Genomic DNA, 19,605 nt, shown 5'->3' with positions numbered 1-19,605 from the left:
ACCAGGCCGCCGCACACCCGGAGTTCACTGCTCCCCACCGATCAGGGTCAGGAACGCGTCCTCCAGCCGTCGATGCGGTCCCATCGACGTCACCGGGACCTCCAGGCGGACCAGGTCCACCAGCAGGCGCTGGGCACCGGCGGATTCCGTCGCGTCGAGGCGGACCAGCAGGTCACCGTCGGCCCGGACCGCCGAGGCCACACCGGGCAGCGCGCCGACCTTCTCGACCAGCGGATCGGCGACGGGCGCCGCCAGACCGACCAGCAGGGTGTCCCCGGAGCCGACGATCTGGGCGACCGGCCCCGCCTGCACGAGCCGGCCCCGGTCCATGACCACCAGATGTGTACAGGACTGCTCGACCTCCGCGAGGAGATGGCTGGAGACGATGACGGTGCGGCCCGCCGCCGCGTACCGGATCATCACCTCGCGCATCTCGCGGATCTGCGGCGGGTCCAGACCGTTGGTCGGCTCGTCGAGGATCAGCAGGTCCGGCAGGCCGAGCATGGCCTGGGCGATGGCGAGCCGCTGCCGCATGCCCTGCGAATAGGTGCGTACCGCGCGCTGGAGGGCGTCGCCGAGCCCGGCGATCTCCAACGCCTCCTCCATATGGGCGTCCTCGGCGGGCCGCCCGGTGGCCCGCCAGTACAGCTCCAGGTTCTCCCGGCCCGTCAGATGCGGCAGGAAGCCCGCTCCCTCGACGAAGGAGCCGACCCGGGACAGTACGGGGGCGCCGGGCCGGATCGCGTGCCCGAAGACGCGGATCTCACCGGCGTCGGGCCGGATGAGGCCCATCAGCATCCGCAGGGTGGTGGTCTTTCCCGCGCCGTTCGGCCCGAGCAGTCCCAGGACCTGGCCCTTCTCGACGCGGAACGAGAGGTCCCGTACGGCGTACCGGTCGGCGGACCTGGCGTACCGCTTGCTCAGGTCGGTGATCTGGAGCGGTACGTCGGCGAGTGCCGGGTCGGGTGCCGGGGTCGCGGTGCGGCGGCGGCCGGTGAGGAGCAGGGCGAGCGCGACGGCGACTCCGGCGAGCGGCAGCCACCACACCCAGGACGGCAGCGGCGCGGCGGCGGTGTCGACCCCGGGCGCGGTGGGGACGGCCAAGTCGCCCTGGACGGACACGGTGTACTTCGCGGGCGCCATCGGCGAGGCGTACCCGAGGTCCGTCGTGGCGAGGACCAGGCGGAGCCGGTGGCCCTTCTCCACCTTGTGGTCGACGGCGGGCAGGGTCAGCTCGACGTCCTTGCCGTTCTTCGCACCCTCGACCCGGACCGGGGCGACGAGTTGGGACGGCAGCACCTGTTGGGTGCCGCCCGGTCCGACGTCGTACACCTTGCCGAACAGCACGGCGTCGTCGCTGGTGGAGCGCACGTGGACGCGCACGGTGGGCGAGCCGGTGATCCGCAGGTCGCTGCTGAGCGGGGCCGAGTCGAACTTCGCGTACTGGCCGGGGAAGTCGAGCGAGAGGCCGATCCCGAGCGAGGAGAGCGAGATGCCCCCGCCGCCGTCGCCTCCGCCGCCGCCCAGGCCGCCGCCCCCGCCCCCGCCGCCCGCGGCGATGCCGCCGAGGCCGGGGACCGTGGAGATCGCGGGCGGGCTGGCGCCCGCGGGGTTGTCGAAGGTCTGCTCACGGCCACTGAGCGCGAAGGACCGCGGCCCGCTCTCCAGTCCGGGATACGTGGACCCACTGGCGCCGCGCAGCAGGGTCGCGCCGTCCGTGGAGTCGATGCCCCCGGTCCGCGTGACCCGGAACGCGGGGCCTGTGTCGGCGCCCTTGTCGTCCTTGAGATAGCGGTCGAACCAGGCGCCGATCCGGTCGTACACCCGGGTCTGTTCCATGTCGCCGCCGTCGTGTCCGCCGGCGATCCAGTCGACGTCCACGGGCGCGTTGTTGGCGCGGATCGCCTTGGCCATGGCGTCGGCGTGGTCGAGCGGGAACAGGGAGTCGGTCTGGCCCTGGAAGATCAGCGTCGGCACCTTGATGCGTTCGCCGACGGCGGACGGGGAGCGCTCCGTGAGGAGGGCGCGCGCCTGTGCGTCGGGGACGCCGGACTCGGCGACCCGGTCGTACATCCGGCACAACTGCGGCTCGAACCGGTCGCAGCCGCCGCCGGTGTTCAGGAACAGACCGGCCCAGGTCTTCTTGAACACGCCCTCGGGGAACAGGGCGTCGGCGAGGTTCCAGTACGTGATCTGCGGGGCGATGGCGTCGACCCGCTGGTCGTACCCGGCGGCCAGCAGGGAGATCGCCCCGCCGTAGGACGCTCCGGCGACGCCCACGCGCGGGTCGCCCTTCGCGTCGAGCCGGACCTCGGGGCGGCCGGCGAGCCAGTCGATGAGCTTCGAGACGTCGGCGACCTCGCCTTGGGGGTCGTTGAGGCCGATCTTCCCGGTGGAGTGGCCGAATCCGCGCGCCGACCAGGTCAACACCGCGTAGCCATCGCGCGCGAGGGTCTCCGCCTGCTCGCGTACGTCGTCCTTGCTGCCGCCGAAGCCGTGCCCCAGGAGCACTGCGGGGCGCCGTCCTTCGCCACCCGCCGTGAAGTACGAGGTGTCGATCCGGGCACCGGCCGTGTCCAGGGTGCGGTCCTGGCGGTGCACCGGCGGCGCGTCGTCGGAGGCCGCGGCCGTCCATGTGCCGGCGCCCGCCAGCACGACGACGGCGGCGGTGGAGGCGATCCACCTCCGCCGCCGCCGTGGCCGGGGCAACCTGGGCATTCGGAGATCCATGTCCCCCACGGTACGGGTGGCCACCGACAACGGAGGCAGCCACCGGGGTGAACCGGCAGACCTCCCAGAGGAGTACGGGCTCCGCTCGGCGTACCGCGTCCGTGGTACGCCTCGTCGCACGGCGCGGTGCACGACGCGATGCACATCACGGGGACGGAACTTCGCCGTGCCGCATCCCGCCCCCTTCACGCCCCTTCACGCCCCTGGTGCGGTCAGTCGCGGACGTCCTCGGGGATCGACACCAGCCACCGGGTCGCCCGGCGCGGACGCAGATAGAAGGCCCAGTACAGGGTCGCGACGGCGGTGATCCCGCCGGTCCACAGGAGATACGTGACTTCTTGTTGGCTGAGCACGTAGGCGAGCACGGCGATCAGCAGGACGGGCAGGGCGGGCCACAGCGGCATGCGCCAGGCGGGCCGGTCACGGTGGTGGCCGCGGCGGGCGAGCAGCGCGGCGACGGCGACCAGGAGGTACATCGCGGTGACGGAGACGCCGGTGACGCCGTAGAGGGTGTCCAGGTTCACGAAGCACAGGAGGGCGCCGGGGATGCCCACCAAAAGCGTGGCCACCCACGGGGAGCCGAACCGGCCGAGGCGCGCGAGGGCGTGGTTCACGGGGCTCGGCCAGGCACGGTCGCGGGCCGACGCGAACAGCACCCGGGAGTTCTGGATGACCATGACGATGCCCGCGTTGATGATCGCGAGGGCGACACAGAGGCTGACGAAGGTGCCGACCGCCGAGTTGCTCCAGGCGGCGACCATGCCGCTGATGTCGCCGCCGGTGAGGGCGGCGAGGTCGGGGGCGCCCATGGTGATGGCGATGACCGGCACCAGGATGATCACGGCGGAGATCGCGAGCGTCGCGAGAACGGTACGGGCGACGTTGCGGCGCGGGTTCTCCAACTCCTCGGAGAGATAGACGGCGGTGGAGAAACCCTGCGTGACGAAGAGGGCGATGGCGAGTCCGGAGATGATCAGCATCGCGGTGACCGTGTCGGGGCGCCCGTCGGATCCGGCCACCGTCAGATCGACGAGGCTGCCCGCGCCGCGCTCGGAGTGGGCGAAGCCCAGGACGGCGACGACGGCCGCCGCGATCACTTCGAGGACGAGGAAGACGCCGGTGATCCAGGCGTTGGCCCGCAGGTCGAGGAGGCCCGCGAGAGTGGCGAGGAGCATCACGGCCGCGCCGGCGAACGCGGGGTCGAGGTGCACGATCGGGGCGAGGTAGTCCGCGGTGCCCATGGCGATCACCGGGGGCACGATCATCACGACGAGCAGCGACAGGACGAAGACGAGCCAGCCCGCGAGGCGTCCGGCGAGCGTGGACACCATGGCGTACTCGCCGCCCGCGCTGGGGATGAGGGTGCCGAGTTCCGAGTAGCAGAACGCGACGGCGATACAGAGCAGCGAGCCGATCGCGATGGTGAGCGCGGTGGCGGTGCCCAGACTGGAGAACAGGTCGGGCACGACGACGAACAGGGTCGACGCGGGCGTCACGCAGGACAGCGTGAGCAGGGTGCCGCCGACGACACCGATGGAACGCTTGAGCTTCTGGGGCCCGCCCGGATCGCCCGGCCCGCCCGGATCGCCCGGATCCACCGCCGGAAGGTCCGGTGGTGCGTCCGTGGTGGGGGTGCGAAGCGTGTCGGTCATCGGGCGGTTCCGATCGATTCGTGCGGCAGGTGGTGAGGCGGGAGCGGTATCGCCTCCGGAGGCTGTCGTGAAGGGTGGTGCGTGCTCCCGGCGCCGTCATGGAACCCTGCGGAATCCGAATCGTCAACGGTCATTCACCTACGGAATCCGTAGCCAAATGACTACTGGACTGCCGTACATGGCAAGAGAAGTCAGGCAGTCCGGTCCATCCCGGCCCTACGGGAACCGCAGCGCGACCCCGGAAAACAGGTCCGGCCGTCCGCAATGCGGACGGCCGGACCATGACCGAAAGGGGCGGTTTCCGTCGCGCTTCAGTGGTTGCGCGGGAAGCCCAGGTCGACGCCCGTGGGGCCGTCGGCCGGGTCGGGCCAGCGGGTGGTGACGACCTTCCCGCGCGTGTAGAAGTGCGTTCCGTCGTTGCCGTAGATGTGGTGGTCGCCGAAGAGCGAGTCCTTCCAGCCACCGAAGGAGTGGTAGCCGACGGGGACCGGGATCGGCACGTTCACGCCGACCATGCCCGCCTCGATCTCCAGTTGGAAGCGACGGGCCGCGCCGCCGTCCCGGGTGAAGATCGCGGTGCCGTTACCGAACGGCGAGGCGTTCATCAGGGCGACACCGTCGTCGTACGTGTCCACGCGCAGCACGCACAGCACGGGGCCGAAGATCTCGTCCCGGTAGGCGTCCGCCGAGGTCGGTACGTGGTCGAGGAGGGACAGGCCGATCCAGTGGCCGTTCTCGTGGCCCTCGACGGTGTAGCCGGTGCCGTCGAGGACGACCTCGGCGCCCTGCGCCGCCGCGCCGTGCACATAGGAGGCGACCTTGTCGCGGTGCGCGGCGGTGATCAGGGGGCCCATCTCGGACTCGGGGTCGTTGCCGGGACCGATCTTGATCTTCTCGGCGCGCTCACGGATCTTCGCGACCAGCTCGTCGCCGATCGCGCCGACCGCGACCACGGCCGAGATGGCCATGCAGCGCTCTCCGGCGGACCCGTAGGCGGCCGAGACGGCCGCGTCGGCCGCCGCGTCCAGGTCGGCGTCCGGCAGGACCAGCATGTGGTTCTTGGCGCCGCCGAGCGCCTGGACGCGCTTGCCGTTCGCGGAGGCTGTGGTGTGGATGTAACGGGCGATCGGCGTGGAGCCGACGAAGGAGACGGCCGCTACGTCCGGGTGCTCCAGGAGCCGGTCCACGGCCACCTTGTCGCCGTGCACGACGTTGAAGACACCGTCCGGGAGTCCGGCCTTGGCCAGCAGTTCGGCGATCTTGACGGCCGCCGACGGGTCCTTCTCGGACGGCTTCAGGACAAAGGTGTTGCCGCACGCGATGGCCATCGGGAACATCCACATCGGCACCATGGCCGGGAAGTTGAACGGCGTGATGCCCGCGACGACACCCAGCGGCTGCCGGATCGAGGACACGTCGACCCGGTTGGACACCTGGGTGGACAGCTCGCCCTTGAGCTGCACGGTAATACCGCAGGCCAGCTCCACGATCTCCAGGCCGCGCGCGACCTCCCCGAGGGCGTCCGAGTGGACCTTGCCGTGCTCGGCGGTGATCAGCTCCGCGATGGCGTCACGGTTGGCGTCAAGCAGCGCGCGGAACCGGAACAGGATCGCGGTGCGCTGCGACAGCGACGAGGTGCCCCAGGTCGCGTAGGCGGCCTTGGCGGCGGCGACGGCCGCGTCCACCTCGTCGACGTCCGCGAAGGCGACCTGCGTGGTGACGGCGCCGGTCGCGGGGTCGGTGACGGGTCCGTAGGTCCCCGACGCACCTTCGACGGTCTTCCCACCGATCCAGTGGTTGACGGTCTTCGTCATGACAAGATCCCTACTCTCACAGAAGGCGGCGTCGAGCTGTGACGTGCCGGTCGTACTCCTCGCGGGCCTTGACCGCCGACGGCCGTGTCGACGTCTCGGCCACGGGCACATCCCACCACGCCTGCGCCGGGGGCGCGCCCGACACTGTGTCTGCCGTTTCGGTCTCCACGTAGACACATGTGGGACGGTCCGACGCGCGGGCGTCGGCAAGCGCTTCCCGCAGGTCACGGTTGGTTCCGGCGCGCAGCACCCGCATGCCGAGGCTGGCCGCGTTGGCGGCCAGGTCGACGGGGAGCGGACGGCCCGTGAAGGTGCCGTCGTCGGCCCGGAACCGGTAGGCGGTGCCGAAGCCCTCGGCGCCGACCGACTCGGAGAGTCCGCCGATGGACGCGTACCCGTGGTTCTGGAGGAGCACCACCTTGATCGGGACGCCCTCCTGGACGGCCGTGACGATCTCCGTGGGCATCATCAGATACGTGCCGTCGCCGACCAGCGCCCACACCGGGCGCCCCGGCGCGGCGAGCGCGACACCGATCGCGGCGGGGATCTCGTAGCCCATGCAGGAGTAGCCGTACTCGACGTGGTACTGGTCGCGGGACCGGGCGCGCCAGAGTTTGTGCAGGTCGCCGGGGAGCGAGCCGGCGGCGTTGATGAGGATGTCGTCGGCGGTGACGAGCGCGTCGAGGGCGCCGAGCACCTGCGGCTGGGTGGGGCGCGCGTCGGGGTCGGCGACGGCAAAGGCGGCGTCGACGCGGGCCTCCCAACGGGCCTTTTCCTTGGTGTATTCGGCGAGGTAGGCGGGGTCGACGCGGTGGCTCTTGAGGGCGTTGGGGTCGGGGTCGGTGAGAGCGTCGGGCTCGGTGCGCGCGTGGGGTTCGGTGCGCGTGTCGGGCTCGGTGAGCGCGTCGGTGAGGGCGTCGAGTCCGGTGCGGGCGTCGGCGACGAGCGGGAGCCCGGCCAGCTTGCGGCCGTCAAAGGCGGTGATGTTCAGGTTGAGGACGGTGGGCGAGGAGGCGAAAAGGGTGCCGGACGCGGTCGAGAAGTCGCTCCAGCGGGTGCCGACGCCGATGACGAGGTCGGCGGTACGGGCCAGCGCGTCGCCCGTGGCGGTGCCGGTGTGCCCGATGCCGCCGACGTCGGCCGGGTGGTCCCAGGCGAGGGAGCCCTTGCCCGCCTGCGTCGCGGCCACGGGGATCCCGGTGGCGTCCGCGAAGCGCTCCAGGGCCTGTTCGGCGGCGCTGTGGTGGACGCCGCCGCCCGCGACGAGCAGGGGCCGCCGCGCGGCGCGCACGGCGGCTACGGCGGCCCTGAGTTCTCTCGGGTCGGGCGCGGGGCGGCGCACGGCCCACACCCGCTCGGCGAAGAACTCGTCGGGCCAGTCGTACGCCTCCGCCTGCACGTCCTGCGGCAGCGCCAGCGTGACCGCGCCCGTGTCGGCGGGGTCGGTGAGCACCCGCATCGCCTGGAGGGCGGCCGGGATCAGCGCCTCGGGCCGGGTGATCCGGTCGAAGTACCGGGACACGGGCCGCAGACAGTCGTTGACGGACACATCGCCCGCGTACGGGACTTCGAGCTGTTGCAGGACCGGGTCGGCGGGGCGGGTCGCGAAGGTGTCGCCGGGCAGCAGCAGCACGGGCAGGCGGTTGATCGTGGCGAGTGCGGCGCCGGTGACGAGGTTCGTCGCGCCGGGGCCGATGGAGGTGGTCACCGCGTGCGTGGAGAGCCGGTCGAGTTGGCGGGCGTGGCCGACGGCCGCGTGCACCATCGCCTGTTCGTTACGGCCCTGGTGATACGGCATCACATCGGCGTACTCGACGAGGGCCTGTCCGATCCCCGCGACATTGCCGTGGCCGAAGATGCCCCAGGTGGCGCCGATCAGCCGCCGCCGCTCGCCGTCGCGCTCGGTGAACTGGGCAGCCAGGAACCGGACCAGCGCCTGCGCGACCGTCAGCCTTGTCATCGCCGTCCTTCTGTCATCGCCGTCCACTGTCGTCGCGTCCGCTGTCGTCGCCGTCCACTGTCATCGGTATGTCTGCGCGTGGTCGGGGTGGAAGCGGATCTTCCACTCCCGCTCCTCACCCGGACCGGCCATCACGTTCAGGTAGTACATGGTGTGTCCGGGTGCCGCGATGGACGGGCCGTGCCAGCCGTCGGGGACCAGGACGGTGTCGCCGTCACGGACCTCGGCGAGCAGCTCTGCGCCGCCCGCGCGGGACGGGGAGACCCGCTGGTAGCCGAAGCCGGGCCGGCCGTCGGCGCTCTCCTCGAAGGCGAAGTGGTAGATCTCCTCCAGTTCGCTCTCCTCGCCGGGCAGGTGCTCGTCGTGCTTGTGCGGCGGGTAGGAGGACCAGTTGCCGCCGGGCGTGATCACCTCGACGGCGATGAGACGGTCGCACGCGAAGACACCGGCGGCGGCGAAGTTGCGCACCTCGCGGGCGCAGACGCCGCTTCCGCGGTGTTCGACGGGAACCTCCGGCGCGGGGCCGTAGCGGGCGGGGAGTCGGCGCTCGCACTTCGCTCCTGCCAGGGCGAAGCGGCCTCCCGCACCGGAGGCGATCTGTGCGTGGGCGTCACGCGGCACATACGCGAAGTCACTGGCCTCCGCGAACACGCTGTCCCTGCCCCGCAGTTCGATGATGCCGCCCTCGGTGTGGATCGTGCAGCCGCCCTTCAGCGGGAGCACGATCCATTCACTGTCACCGGCGGTCAGCAGATGGCTCTCGCCCGGACCGAGATCGAGGACCCGCAGTCCGGAGTAGGTCCAGCCGGCCCGCTTCGGATCGATGTCCACGAGGTAGGGGGTGGCGGCGGCACCCTTGGGCACGTAGAGGCTGGTATCGCTGGGGCTTGTGTCGCTCCGGCCTGTGTCGCTCCGGCTTGTGTCGCTCATGGTGTACCCCTACCCAGCGGTGGCCCTTGATCCTCCGTCACCGCGGTCATCGGACCGCCCCGTCCGCCAGGGCCGCGTCGACCTCCGCCGGAGTCGGCATCGCCGACGAGCACTCCAGGCGGGACGCGACGATGGCGCCCGCCGCGTTCGCGTACCGCATCGTCCGCTCCAGGTCCCAGCCGGACAGCAGTCCGTGACACAGGGCGCCGCCGAACGCGTCGCCCGCGCCGAGTCCGTTGAGCACATCGACCGGCAACGGCGGAACCTCGGCGAACTCACCGGCCGCCGTCATGGCGAGGACGCCTTTGGGCCCCTGTTTCACGACGGCGAGTTCGACGCCCTCGGCGAGGAGCGCGCGGGCGGCGGCGAAAGGCTCCCGCTCCCCCGTGGCGATCTCCACCTCGTCCAGATTGCCGACGGCGACCGTCACGTACCGCAGGGCCTCGGCGTAGAACGGCCGCGCGGCACCGGGCTCCGACCAGAACATGGGGCGCCAGTCCAGGTCGAAGACGGTGGTGCCCGACCGCGCCCGGTGCGCGAGCGCGGCGAGCGTCGCGCTGCGGCTCGGCTCCTCGCTCAGCCCGGTCCCGGTCATCCAGAAGACGCGCGCCCCGGCGATCGCGCCGAGGTCGAGTTCATCCTCATGGATCACCAGATCGGGCGCCTTGGGCAGCCGGTAGAAGTACAGCGGGAAGTCGTCCGGCGGGAACACCTCGCAGAAGGTGACCGGCGTCGGCAGCCCCGCTACGGACGTGACCCACCGGTCGTCCACGCCGAACTCCCGTAGCGCCCGGTGCAGATACGCGCCGAAGGGGTCCGCGCCCGTACGGGTGATGACGGCGGTACGGCGGCCGAGGCGCGCCCCGGCCACGGCCACATTGGTCGCGGATCCGCCGAGGAACTTCCCGAACGTCGTGACCTCGGCGAGCGGCACCCCCGACTGCAACGGGTAGAGGTCCACACCGATCCGGCCCATCGTGATGACGTCGTACGGATCGGTCACCCTGCACGTCCCTTCGTCGGGCCCGTCGCCGTTCTGACCGCACGGCCACCGCCGCCGCCCGATCCCTCCCAGGTCTAGTGCCGCCCCCGTCACCCTGTCAACATTTTGTCCGGACATTCGGATGACCGCCGGATGGCCGCCGGGCGACCGGAAGGGGACGACCAGGCAGGGCAATTGCATCACTCACGTCACAATCACCCCTGTCCTGTCACACATGTCTCGTATACGCGGGTCTTCCGTCACACCCGCTCGACAGCCCCTGCCCACTGATCACTCCGCGTCGTTGACCGGGCACAGGCTGAGTGATCGCCAGCGCAGCGCCCAGCTCCCCCGACGGCTCTCCGGCCGCGACTGCGGCAAGCGCAGGGAGGTACCACCGATGACCGACAAGAGGCTCTGGTCGTACAAGGACATCGCGGCACATATCCGGGTCCAGCCGGACACGGTCCGCTCGTATCGCAAGCACGGTCTCCTGCCCCCACCGGACCACGTCGAGTCGGGCAAGCCGTACTGGTACGCGGACACGGTCCGGGCCTGGGTCGCGTCCCGCCCCCGCAACCGGGACCGCAAGGACTGACCCTCGCGGAACACTCCGTCGCCGCCGCCCCCGCGCGGCGGCGATGCCCCCTTCACCCCAGATGCCGAATTCGCCCCCGCGCCACGGGAGAAGACCCCGCGTCAGGAGAGAAGACGCATCTGGTGCGACCACCCGTTCGGCGGATAGCGTGCCCTTTGCTCATGAGAAGACACGCCTCGCGGGCGTGGCAGCAACGGGGAGAAGTAGCGTGGGCGACAGAACCAGGGCCGACCTTGACATGATCAGGGACTGTTCGGATTCCCTGTTCAGGATCCATCGTGAGTTCAAGGAGAACAGCAACCCGGCGGACGGCTACGACCAGTCCCTGGGAAGCGACAAACTCCGCGATGTCTTCGACGACTTCTCGGACACCTGGAAGAAGACGCGCAAGAAACTGATGGAAGACATCGAGAATCTGGCCAAGTTCACCAAGACGGCGGCCGACAAGTACGACGAGATCGATCACGAGTTGGCACAGGCGCTCCGTGACGCCCGAACCAAGGGGAAGAAATGAGCCGCCCCAAGGACTGGGAACCCCTGCACGACGGGGACCCGATACCCGGCGATCCCTACGAGGTGGCCAGACTCGGCAAGGAACTGCGGGGCATGGCCGACGAGATCGACAAGCAGGCCCGCAACATCAGGGCGCTGTCGTCGGTCGAGGGCTGGGACAGCGATGCCGGACGCGCGTTCCACGACATCGCCGACGGTGCGTCCGGGCGGCTCAAGCGGTCGTACGAGCGCTACGACGAGGCGTCGAAGGCACTGGGTACCAGGGTCGTGGACGGCGAATCCCGGGAGTACGCGAGTGAGTTGAACCGGGCACAGCAGATCGCGGACAAGGCGCTCAGCGACTTCCGCGCGGCGGAGGGCGACCAGAAGACCGCGGTCAGCGGCCTGGACCAGTACAAGGGAACGGCCCCCAGCAAGGACGACATCACGGACCGCACGCGCCTGGCGAAGAACCGTGACGCGGCGATGGACGCCATCCGCCAGTGCCACAGTGAGATCAACCGGGCGAAAGACATCCGTGACGACGCGGCGTCCGCGGCGGCGAAACACATCAAGAACGTGATCCACCATGACGGGGTACGGGACCCGGGCGGCTTCATGAACATGCTGGCCGACTGGGCGGACGGGCTCGCCACCCTCTCCAGCATCCTCGCGGTCCTCGCGGTCATCTGCGCGTTCGTACCGCCACTGACGGTGCTCGCGCCAATCCTCGCCGGTGCCGCGGTGCTCGCCAGCGCGCTCGCGCTGGCGGGCCACGCCTACGACATGACAGCGCGCGGCGGCAAGCTCGACCTCCTCAAACTGGGGCTCGACGTGCTGGGCGTCATCCCCGGCCTCGGCGCCGTCAAGGGGTTCTCGGCGCTGAAGGGCCTCAAGGGCCTGTCCAAGCTGCGGGGCATCCGGTTCAGCGGGTCGGGGGCCATCGCGGGGGTCGGCGAGAAGTTCTTCAACGGCATCGCCGTGAAGGGCACCAACTACATCCTCGGGAAAATCGGCAAGGCACCGATTGATGGACTCAAGATCACCGCCTACATCAAGGGCGCAGGTTTCGCGAGCGCACTGCACAAGATCTTCACCGGGCGGACCGGAGCGAGCACCGGCGACCCGGGCGATCCGGCGCCGCGCCCCACGGTCACACCCCGGCCGTCGCCACAGCCGTCCCCCACACCGTTCCACGCCGCCCTTGCGGCCTAGATCCCATGTGACGAAGGAGTTCTACCCTCCATGACCGGCGAACAGGAAGGGCCGCTCGGGCCCCAGGAGTACAAGGCGCGAGGCGGGATCGTGCGCACGCAGGTCCCGGGCGAGGTTCTCACCGCGTCGCCCGCCGCGCGCCGGGCCGCCGAGGAGGCCGGGCGTGAGCTGCGCTTCGACTTCCTCGACGACGCCGCCGTGCTCAAGCTGCTCCGGCTACGCCACCTCGACGATGTGCAACTCCACAACGTGGGCATGCGCTGGAGGTTGCCGGTCATCTTGGTCGTGGCGGCCCCCATCCTCTACTGGGGTGCCTACGTCCAGTATTGGGAGTCGTCCCGGTCACAGACGCTGTACTACGCGGCGGCGGGGGCCGTCATGGGCGCGGTCGTCTGCGGCTTCGCCGTCGCGGCGGTCCGTGAATGGAGCCATCGCGGGTGGCAAAAGGTCCGGGCCCGCGCCGCCGCCTACCGGAACATCGCCCACATCGCGGCCCGCAACGGCACCGAACTCCCCGATTTCTACCCGCACTACGGTCCGTACCCCTTCGCGGCGAACTTCCACGCCGACGCCGAGGAACTCGATCTGCCCGATGAGGAGACCACCGCATGACCGCCGTGACCTCCCCGGGCCCGGTCGAGATGTCGGCCGGTGACGATCTGGTACGGGTCCGCTGGGTGATGCCGGAAGGCTTCTTCGAACTGCCGCTGGACGTCGAGACCATCGAGGAACTGGGCGACCAGCTCCTCGACCTCGCGGCCCGCGTCCTGAGCGAGGCCGACTTCGAACTCCAGGCGCAGTGGGCCGCGATGTGCGCGGCGAGCTACGACTTCCTCGTGGACGCCGGGGTCCAGTACGCCGGTTTCGTGATAACCGAGGTCGACGAGGTCCGCTGCACCGCCAACGTCCAGATCTCCCTCATGGATCTGCCTCCGCAGGCCGCTCCCGATCCCGTCGGCATCCTGGCGAGCGCGCTCCGGGACCTCGACACCGGCGAGGTGACGGAGGTCCGGCTGCCCTGTGGCCCCGCCGTCACCTGCGTCGGCGCCCGGCAGGCCACGGTCGACGGCTCCCTGTCCGAGTCCGGCTCGGACGAACCCTTCTGGACGTCCTTCATCCAGGTCCAGGTACCGCTCCCCAACGCCACCGTCGTCGTGCTGGAGATGACCACCCCCACCCAGGAGGGCTGGGACGTCTTCTCCTCCATGTTCGCGGGCATCGTGAAAAGCCTTCGCCTGTACGACGTGGAGGGCGCACCGGTGAAGGCGGCGTGACGGCACCCGAGCCCGGGGCGACGGTGGGCATGGGGGTGGGTGTGGGGACCGGGAGTGGCTCCGGGTCCGGATCGGGGGATGCCCGGGATGAGGCGCCGTCGGACTATCGGCTCCTCGTCCCGCGCGACTGGTTCCGCCTGGACCTCACCCAGGAGCGCTGGCGCGGCCAGCTGAAGACCTTCGTGGATCGTGAGTTCCTGACGAGCCGGACCCCCGCGGAAACCTCGCGCGCCATCTGGACCGCCCTGCGCAACACCGCCGAGAGCGGTGTGGCTCAGGGCGCCCTGGAGTTCTTCCTCCGCACCGAACCGGCCCACGGACCCGACCGTCCCACCGTCCCCGCCTCCCTCCTCGTCTCTCTGAAGCCACTGCCCCCCGGTCTCGTCCCGGAGCCCGAAGATTTCGCCGCGACGCTCTCCGAACGGCGCGGATCCGAGTCCCGGATCGACGTGGTGCGACTGCCCGCCGGCGAGACCGTCCGCGTCGTCACGGCCACCGCCATGGACTTCCATGTCCGCATGCCGGGCGACGCGGGCTACTTCCTCCTCGCCTTCAGTACGCCCCTCAGCGGCACCAGCAGCCCTCTCGGTGACCTGTGCGACGCCATCGCCCACTCCCTTCGGTGGGTGTGACGGCACCGGATGGGACGGCACCCACGGTCCCGCCCGGTGACCGTCAGGGTTCGATGACGGTCACGCCCGCTGTCACACCCACCGCCAGGCCCGGCGCCCCGTCTCCCGTGCCCATCGCCTCCAGCGCCGCCGGTGCTTCGTCCAGGGTGATGCTCGATGTCACCAGGAGGTCCGGGCGGAGCCGGCCCGAGGTGATCATCCTCAGCATCTCCGGGTAGGCGTGGGCCTGCATACCGTGGCTGCCGAGGAGTTCGAGTTCCAGAGCGATGACCCGGGACATCGGGATCACCGGGTCCTCGGGGAGAAGCCCGACCTGGACATGTCGTCCCCGCCGGCGCAGCCCCTCGATCGAGGCCGCACAGGTCACCGGCGACCCCAGCGCGTCCAGCGACACATGCGCCCCGCCACCGGTGATCTCCCGGACCCGCGCCACCGCGTCACCCTCCGACGCGTCCACGCACACGGCCGCCCCGAACTCCGCCGCCATCTCCAGCGCGGCCGGTGACACATCGACCGCCACCACTCGGGCACCGCTCGCCGCCGCGATCATCACCGCCGACAGACCCACTCCCCCGCAGCCGTGCACCGCCACCCACTGCCCTGGCGCCACCCGCCCCTGCGCGGTCACCGCCCGGAACGCCGTCGCGAACCGGCACCCCAGACCCGCCGCCGTCACGAACGACACCTCGTCCGGCAGCCTCACCAGATTCACCTCCGCGTGCTCCAACGCCACGTACTCCGCGAAGGAACCCCAGTGGGTGAACCCGGGCTGGGTCTGCCGCTCGCACACCTGCTGATCGCCGGCCGCACAGGCGGCGCACCGTCCGCAGGCGCACACGAAGGGAACGGTCACCCGGTCGCCGGGGCGCCAACCCACGACGCCCGCGCCCACCGCCTCGACCACACCGGCCAGTTCGTGTCCGGGCACATGCGGCAGGGTGATGTCCGGGTCGTGGCCCATCCAGCCGTGCCAGTCGCTCCGGCACAGACCGGTCGCCCCGACCCGCACCACGACGCCCTCGGGGGACGGCACCGGGTCCGCCACCTCGCGCACCTCGGCCAACTCCCCGTACCGCTCGAACACCACTGCCCGCATGCCGCCCGTCCTCCATCTGTCGCCCACCGCCCGTTCGCGTCGAACGCTAGCCCCGGGTGCCCACGGTGTCCCGGTCCGGCCGGCTCCCCGGGTCGACGGGCTCCGGCTCCGGTCCGGACAGGGGCCGCGGCTTCGGTGCCCCACCCTCGCTGAGGCCGAAACGGGCGTGGAAGCGGCGCAGCGGACCCGGCGCCCACCAGGTGGCCCGTCCGGTCAGCCGCATCACGGCGGGTACCAGCAGACTCCGGACCACCATGGCGTCCATCACCACGGCCAGCGCGATACCCAGGCCGAGCATCTTGGTGTTGGTCACCCGCGAGGTGCCGATCGCCACCATCACCACCGCGAGGATGACGGCCGCCGCGGTGATCAGTCCACCGGTGCGCTGCAATCCGTACCGCACGGAGTGGGCGTGGTCGCCCGTGTGGTCGTACTCCTCCTTGATGCGGGAGAGCAGGAACACGCCATAGTCCATGGAGAGGCCGAAGGCGACACAGAACATCAGGACCGGCAGGGTCGTCTCGATGTCCCCCGTACTGGTGAAGCCCAGCAGGCCCGACAGATGGCCTTCCTGGAAGACCCAGACGACGGCGCCGAACATCGCGGTGAGGCTGAGGGCGTTGAGGACGACGGCCTGGATCGGTATCAGGACACTGCCCGTGAGCAGGAACACCAGCAACAGGGTGACCACGACGATGATGCCCGCCGCCCACGGCAACCGGTCGCCGATCGCGTCCTTGGAGTCCACGAGCACCGCCGCCGCACCGGTGACCGAGGTGTCGAACGGTGCGTCCACCGCACGGACTTGGCCCACGAGCCGCTGCGCGTCCTCCCCGACCGACTCGCCCTTCGGCAGCACCGTGAAGTACGCCGTGTCCCCCCGTACCACCGGCCCCTCCACACCGGCCGCGTCGGGCAGGTCCGCTATCGCGGTGCGGTAGCTCGCGTACTGCGTCTCGGTCGCGGAGCCTTCGGCGAGGACTTCGAGGGAGCCGCCCGGGTTGCCGGGAAAACCGTCCCTGATGTGCTGCTGGACGACATGGGACTCGGCCGTGGCCGGCAGTTGGCGGTCGTCGGCGGTGCCGAACTTGACGTTCAGGAAGGGCACTCCGAGCAGGACCAGGCCCACGGTGGTGGCCACGGCGAACACCGGTGCCCGCCGCATGACCAGCGCCGCCGTCCGCGCCCAGCCCCGGCCGCCGGTCTCCCCGGAGGGCTCCCGTGACGCGCCGCGCCGCACCAGGCGCCGCAGGTCCAGCGAGTTGACGCGGTGCCCCAGCAGGACCAGGGCGGCGGGCAGCAGGATCAGCGCGGCGGCAGCGGCGATGAGGACCACGGCGATACCGGCGTACGCGAACGAGCGCAGGAAGTACTGCGGGAAGACAAGCATCGCGGCCAGGGACACGGCGACCGTCAGCGCCGAGAACAGGACCGTGCGGCCGGCGGTCCGCAGGGTGGTGGCCACGGCGGTCAACGGGTCGGCACCCTCGGCCAGTTCCTCGCGGAATCTTCGGACGATGAACAACGCGTAGTCGATGGCGAGGCCCAGCCCCAGGGCCGTCGTCAGATTGAGTGCGAAGACCGACACATCCGTGAAGGAGGTCAGACCGCGCAGCACGGCGTTGGTGCCGAGGATCGCGACGATGCCGATCCCGAGGGGCAGCAGGGCCGCGATGGCGCTGCCGAAGACCATCACCAGGAGGATCAGCGTGACCGGGAGAGCGATCATCTCGGCGCGGACCAGGTCTTCCTGGATGGTCGTCTGGATCTGGTGGCGCACGGCGACCGGGCCGCCGATGCCGACCTCGACCGGACCCCGCGTACCGCGCAACGAGGGCGCGATGCGGTCCAGGGTCTCGGCGGCCGTCTTGTCGTCGCCGGTGATCCGCGCGGCGATCAGCGCCTCATGGCCGTCCTCGGCACGCAGGGCGGGGGATCGGGTCTGCCAGTACGAGCCGACGCCGGTCACCCCTGGTTCGGCGGCGAGTCGCTCGGTGAGCCGCTTGCCCTCGGCGGCGACCGCCGGGTCGTCCACGGAAGCGCCTCCGCTGTCGAGGAGAAGCAGCAGATTGGGCTGCGAGGCGGGGAACTCCCGCTCCAGCGCCTTGGTCGCATACGTCGACTCCGCGTCCGGTGCCTCCCAGCCGCCGCTGCCCAGCCGGTCCCCGACCCCGCTCCCGGCCATCACCGCCAGAGCGGTGAGCAGCAGCGCGACAAGCAGCGACACGCGGGGCCGCCCGGTCACGAACCGGGTCCACCCACCCACGGCCGACCCCCCGGCGTCGCCCCCCGCCGGGGCCCCGTTGACTTCGGTCATGATGCGGTGTCCCCTTCACCGTGACCCGTATGCCCGCGGGGTAGTTCCCGCAGGGCAGCACAGGTCGCCCCTTGCCATAGACTTGGCAAACACGAGTGATCACTCGCGTTTCTCTAGAATGCGAGTCAGCGCTCGCGTTTGTCAATGACCATCAGGATGATCTTTCGCATGACATTCCGAGAGCCGCCGCGATGAACGCCGAAGAAGCCCGAAGGGCCCGCGAGGCCCGAGAGGCCCAGGAAGCCGACCCCGCCGGAGGAGCCGAGGGAGCCGGAGGAGTCGACTCCGCCCAAGGAGCCGCAGGAGGCGCAGGAGCCACAGGAGGCGCAGGGGCTGGAGCAGTCGCGCCCGGAAAGTCCGCGGCGAAGCGAGTCCGCCGCCAGGCCCGCGGCGAGCGCCGCATCGCCCAACTCCTCCAGGCCGCCGCCTCGGTGTTCTGCACGAGCGGCTACACGGCGGCCAGCACCAACGCCATCGCCCGGGAGGCGGGCGTGTCACCCGGCACGCTGTACCAGTTCTTCCCGAACAAGGAAGCGATCGCGATCGAGCTGAGCGACCGGCTGCTGGACAGCTGGCGCGAGTCGCACGGCCAGGCGCTGTCGTCCGGGCATCTGACGCTCCCGCTGGACCGGATGTTGGACGCGGTCCTGGACCCGCTGATCGCCTTCAACTGCGAGAACCCGGCGTTCGCCATCCTGATGCACGGCCCCGACACCCCGGGCGAGATCGCGAAGGAGATCCACACCCTGCACGACAGCGTCCACACCCGCGTCGAGGAACTGCTCGCCGCCGTCCTGCCGGACACTCCCGCAGATGTGCGGAGCCGCACGGCCAACATGACCGTCGGCATGTTCAAATCGGGCCTCCAGCTGATCATGTTCCACGAAGGCGCCGAACGGGACGCGTACATCGTGGAGATGAAGACCGCCATGTACCGCTATCTCGCACCGCTCATGCCCCAGCAGGGCGGTCCGGACTCCTCGGCACAGACGCCGGCAGCGACCACAACCACGACCACGGGCTGATCCCCGCAGCCGCCACCCCGGCTAGCCGCCACCGTCACGGCCGATCCGCTTTGCCTCATACCCCCTGGGGGTATAACGTGGTGAATGTCAGCACGCCGACCCGTCACCGCATCCCCGAGGAGACCGCAGATGAGTGCCCAGACCGAGACCAGCACCGCCGCCGAGTCCGCCGAGTCCCCCACGTCCGCCCAGGGATCCGTGACCACGGTCTACCAGGTCACCGGAATGACCTGCGGCCACTGCGAAGGCGCCGTGTCCGCCGAGGTGTCCGCGCTCCCGGGCGTCACCTCCGTCCAGGCAGTGGCATCGACCGGTCAGGTCACCGTGATCTCCGCGAGCCCACTCGACGAGGAAGCCGTCCGCGCGGCGGTCGACGAGGCCGGATACGAGCTGACCGGCCGCGCCTGATCCCCTCAGCCAGACGATCACGGGCGCGACCACGGCGTTTTCATCCGTTTTCGCCGTCACGAACGGCCTTCTACCGAGGACATTCAGGTAACTATCCCCGGAGCCCTTCACAAGGCCCACGCAACATCCTTACGCTTGAGCCCCGATCGCCATATCGGGGCTCTTGCGCAGGTAGAGGACATATGCGGGAGACGTAGATCACAGCGTTCTCGACGTAACCATCGAGGGGGCTCGTGAGTCTAAGAAGGTGATGCCAGAAACGTCTTGGGGGGCGTTTCTGACATCGGGGATGTCTTGGGGGACGTTCCCGAAATGCGTTGCCGGGGCACGTGCACCGGGGAGCTTTGAGCGGCCCTCCCGTGCGTACGCGTCCCGGCAGATCGCAGCGGCACCACACACCCAACGCAGCAGGCGCTGCCCAAAGGCGCCCGGCCGGATCCCGTGGGGGGAATCCGCACCGGGACACAGGAAAGCGCCCCG

The 19,605-nt window shown here is 70.5% G+C and carries 16 protein-coding genes; 8 read left to right on the top strand and 8 right to left on the bottom strand.

The features are described from left to right. Nucleotides 1–24: 24 nt before the first annotated feature. The 6 genes from ACFVT5_RS05030 to iolC form a co-directional block, all read right to left on the bottom strand. Entirely contained in the window at nt 25–2,730 is a 2,706-nt protein-coding gene (locus ACFVT5_RS05030) for an alpha/beta fold hydrolase (RefSeq protein WP_389881515.1), read from the bottom strand. Nucleotides 2,731–2,942: 212 nt separating this feature from the next. Beyond that, nucleotides 2,943–4,382, bottom strand: coding sequence for an APC family permease (locus ACFVT5_RS05025; RefSeq protein WP_389881513.1), 1,440 nt, complete (start codon nt 4,380–4,382; stop codon nt 2,943–2,945). 311 nt (nt 4,383–4,693) lie between these two features. Next, nucleotides 4,694–6,196 (bottom strand): CoA-acylating methylmalonate-semialdehyde dehydrogenase, encoded by a 1,503-nt coding sequence (mmsA, locus tag ACFVT5_RS05020; RefSeq protein WP_389881511.1) that lies wholly within the window; start codon nt 6,194–6,196, stop codon nt 4,694–4,696. A 16-nt stretch (nt 6,197–6,212) separates the two neighbouring features. Continuing rightward, the gene (locus tag ACFVT5_RS05015; RefSeq protein ID WP_389881509.1) at nt 6,213–8,156 is read right to left on the bottom strand and encodes a 3D-(3,5/4)-trihydroxycyclohexane-1,2-dione acylhydrolase (decyclizing); all 1,944 of its coding nucleotides are present in this window, start codon (nt 8,154–8,156) and stop codon (nt 6,213–6,215) included. 60 nt (nt 8,157–8,216) lie between these two features. Beyond that, nucleotides 8,217–9,086, bottom strand: coding sequence for a 5-deoxy-glucuronate isomerase (iolB, locus tag ACFVT5_RS05010; RefSeq protein ID WP_389881507.1), 870 nt, complete (start codon nt 9,084–9,086; stop codon nt 8,217–8,219). Between the two features lie 46 nt (nt 9,087–9,132). After that, nucleotides 9,133–10,089: a 5-dehydro-2-deoxygluconokinase gene (gene iolC, locus ACFVT5_RS05005; RefSeq protein WP_389881505.1), complete on the bottom strand. Its 957-nt coding sequence runs from the start codon at nt 10,087–10,089 to the stop codon at nt 9,133–9,135. Nucleotides 10,090–10,468: 379 nt separating this feature from the next. Between iolC and ACFVT5_RS05000 the strand changes: the two genes are divergently transcribed. From ACFVT5_RS05000 to ACFVT5_RS04975, 6 genes are all read left to right on the top strand, one after another. Further along, nucleotides 10,469–10,666: a helix-turn-helix transcriptional regulator gene (locus ACFVT5_RS05000; protein WP_389881504.1), complete on the top strand. Its 198-nt coding sequence runs from the start codon at nt 10,469–10,471 to the stop codon at nt 10,664–10,666. A gap of 208 nt (nt 10,667–10,874) precedes the next feature. Next, entirely contained in the window at nt 10,875–11,180 is a 306-nt protein-coding gene (locus ACFVT5_RS04995; protein WP_389881502.1) for a hypothetical protein, read from the top strand. Further along, entirely contained in the window at nt 11,177–12,373 is a 1,197-nt protein-coding gene (locus ACFVT5_RS04990) for a putative T7SS-secreted protein (RefSeq protein WP_389881500.1), read from the top strand. The genes ACFVT5_RS04995 and ACFVT5_RS04990 overlap by 4 nt, the downstream gene beginning before the upstream one ends. Before the next feature lie 30 nt (nt 12,374–12,403). Continuing rightward, nucleotides 12,404–12,985: a hypothetical protein gene (locus ACFVT5_RS04985; RefSeq protein WP_389881498.1), complete on the top strand. Its 582-nt coding sequence runs from the start codon at nt 12,404–12,406 to the stop codon at nt 12,983–12,985. Then, the gene (locus ACFVT5_RS04980; RefSeq protein WP_389881496.1) at nt 12,982–13,647 is read left to right on the top strand and encodes a hypothetical protein; all 666 of its coding nucleotides are present in this window, start codon (nt 12,982–12,984) and stop codon (nt 13,645–13,647) included. The genes ACFVT5_RS04985 and ACFVT5_RS04980 overlap by 4 nt, the downstream gene beginning before the upstream one ends. Then, a complete protein-coding gene (locus ACFVT5_RS04975; protein ID WP_389881495.1) occupies nt 13,644–14,279 on the top strand; it encodes a hypothetical protein in 636 nt (211 codons plus the stop codon). Before ACFVT5_RS04980 ends, ACFVT5_RS04975 begins: the two co-directional genes overlap by 4 nt. A gap of 43 nt (nt 14,280–14,322) precedes the next feature. Here the strand turns inward: ACFVT5_RS04975 and ACFVT5_RS04970 are convergent, their stop codons facing one another. Both ACFVT5_RS04970 and ACFVT5_RS04965 read right to left on the bottom strand, forming a co-directional pair. Then, a complete protein-coding gene (locus tag ACFVT5_RS04970; protein ID WP_389881493.1) occupies nt 14,323–15,375 on the bottom strand; it encodes a zinc-dependent alcohol dehydrogenase family protein in 1,053 nt (350 codons plus the stop codon). Nucleotides 15,376–15,421: 46 nt separating this feature from the next. Next, nucleotides 15,422–17,692: an MMPL family transporter gene (locus tag ACFVT5_RS04965; protein WP_389881491.1), complete on the bottom strand. Its 2,271-nt coding sequence runs from the start codon at nt 17,690–17,692 to the stop codon at nt 15,422–15,424. Between the two features lie 191 nt (nt 17,693–17,883). Between ACFVT5_RS04965 and ACFVT5_RS04960 the strand changes: the two genes are divergently transcribed. Continuing rightward, on the top strand, nt 17,884–18,717 hold the full coding sequence (locus ACFVT5_RS04960; protein ID WP_389881490.1) for a TetR/AcrR family transcriptional regulator: 834 nt from the start codon (nt 17,884–17,886) through the stop codon (nt 18,715–18,717). A 129-nt stretch (nt 18,718–18,846) separates the two neighbouring features. Next, nucleotides 18,847–19,125: a heavy-metal-associated domain-containing protein gene (locus ACFVT5_RS04955; RefSeq protein WP_389881488.1), complete on the top strand. Its 279-nt coding sequence runs from the start codon at nt 18,847–18,849 to the stop codon at nt 19,123–19,125. The last annotated feature ends 480 nt before the right edge of the window (nt 19,126–19,605 follow it).

It is taken from the genome of Streptomyces sp. NPDC058001, assembly GCF_042886315.1.
In the GTDB taxonomy this organism is placed as follows: Bacteria; Actinomycetota; Actinomycetes; order Streptomycetales; family Streptomycetaceae; genus Streptomyces.
This window is presented reverse-complemented; position numbering and strand designations above follow the sequence as displayed.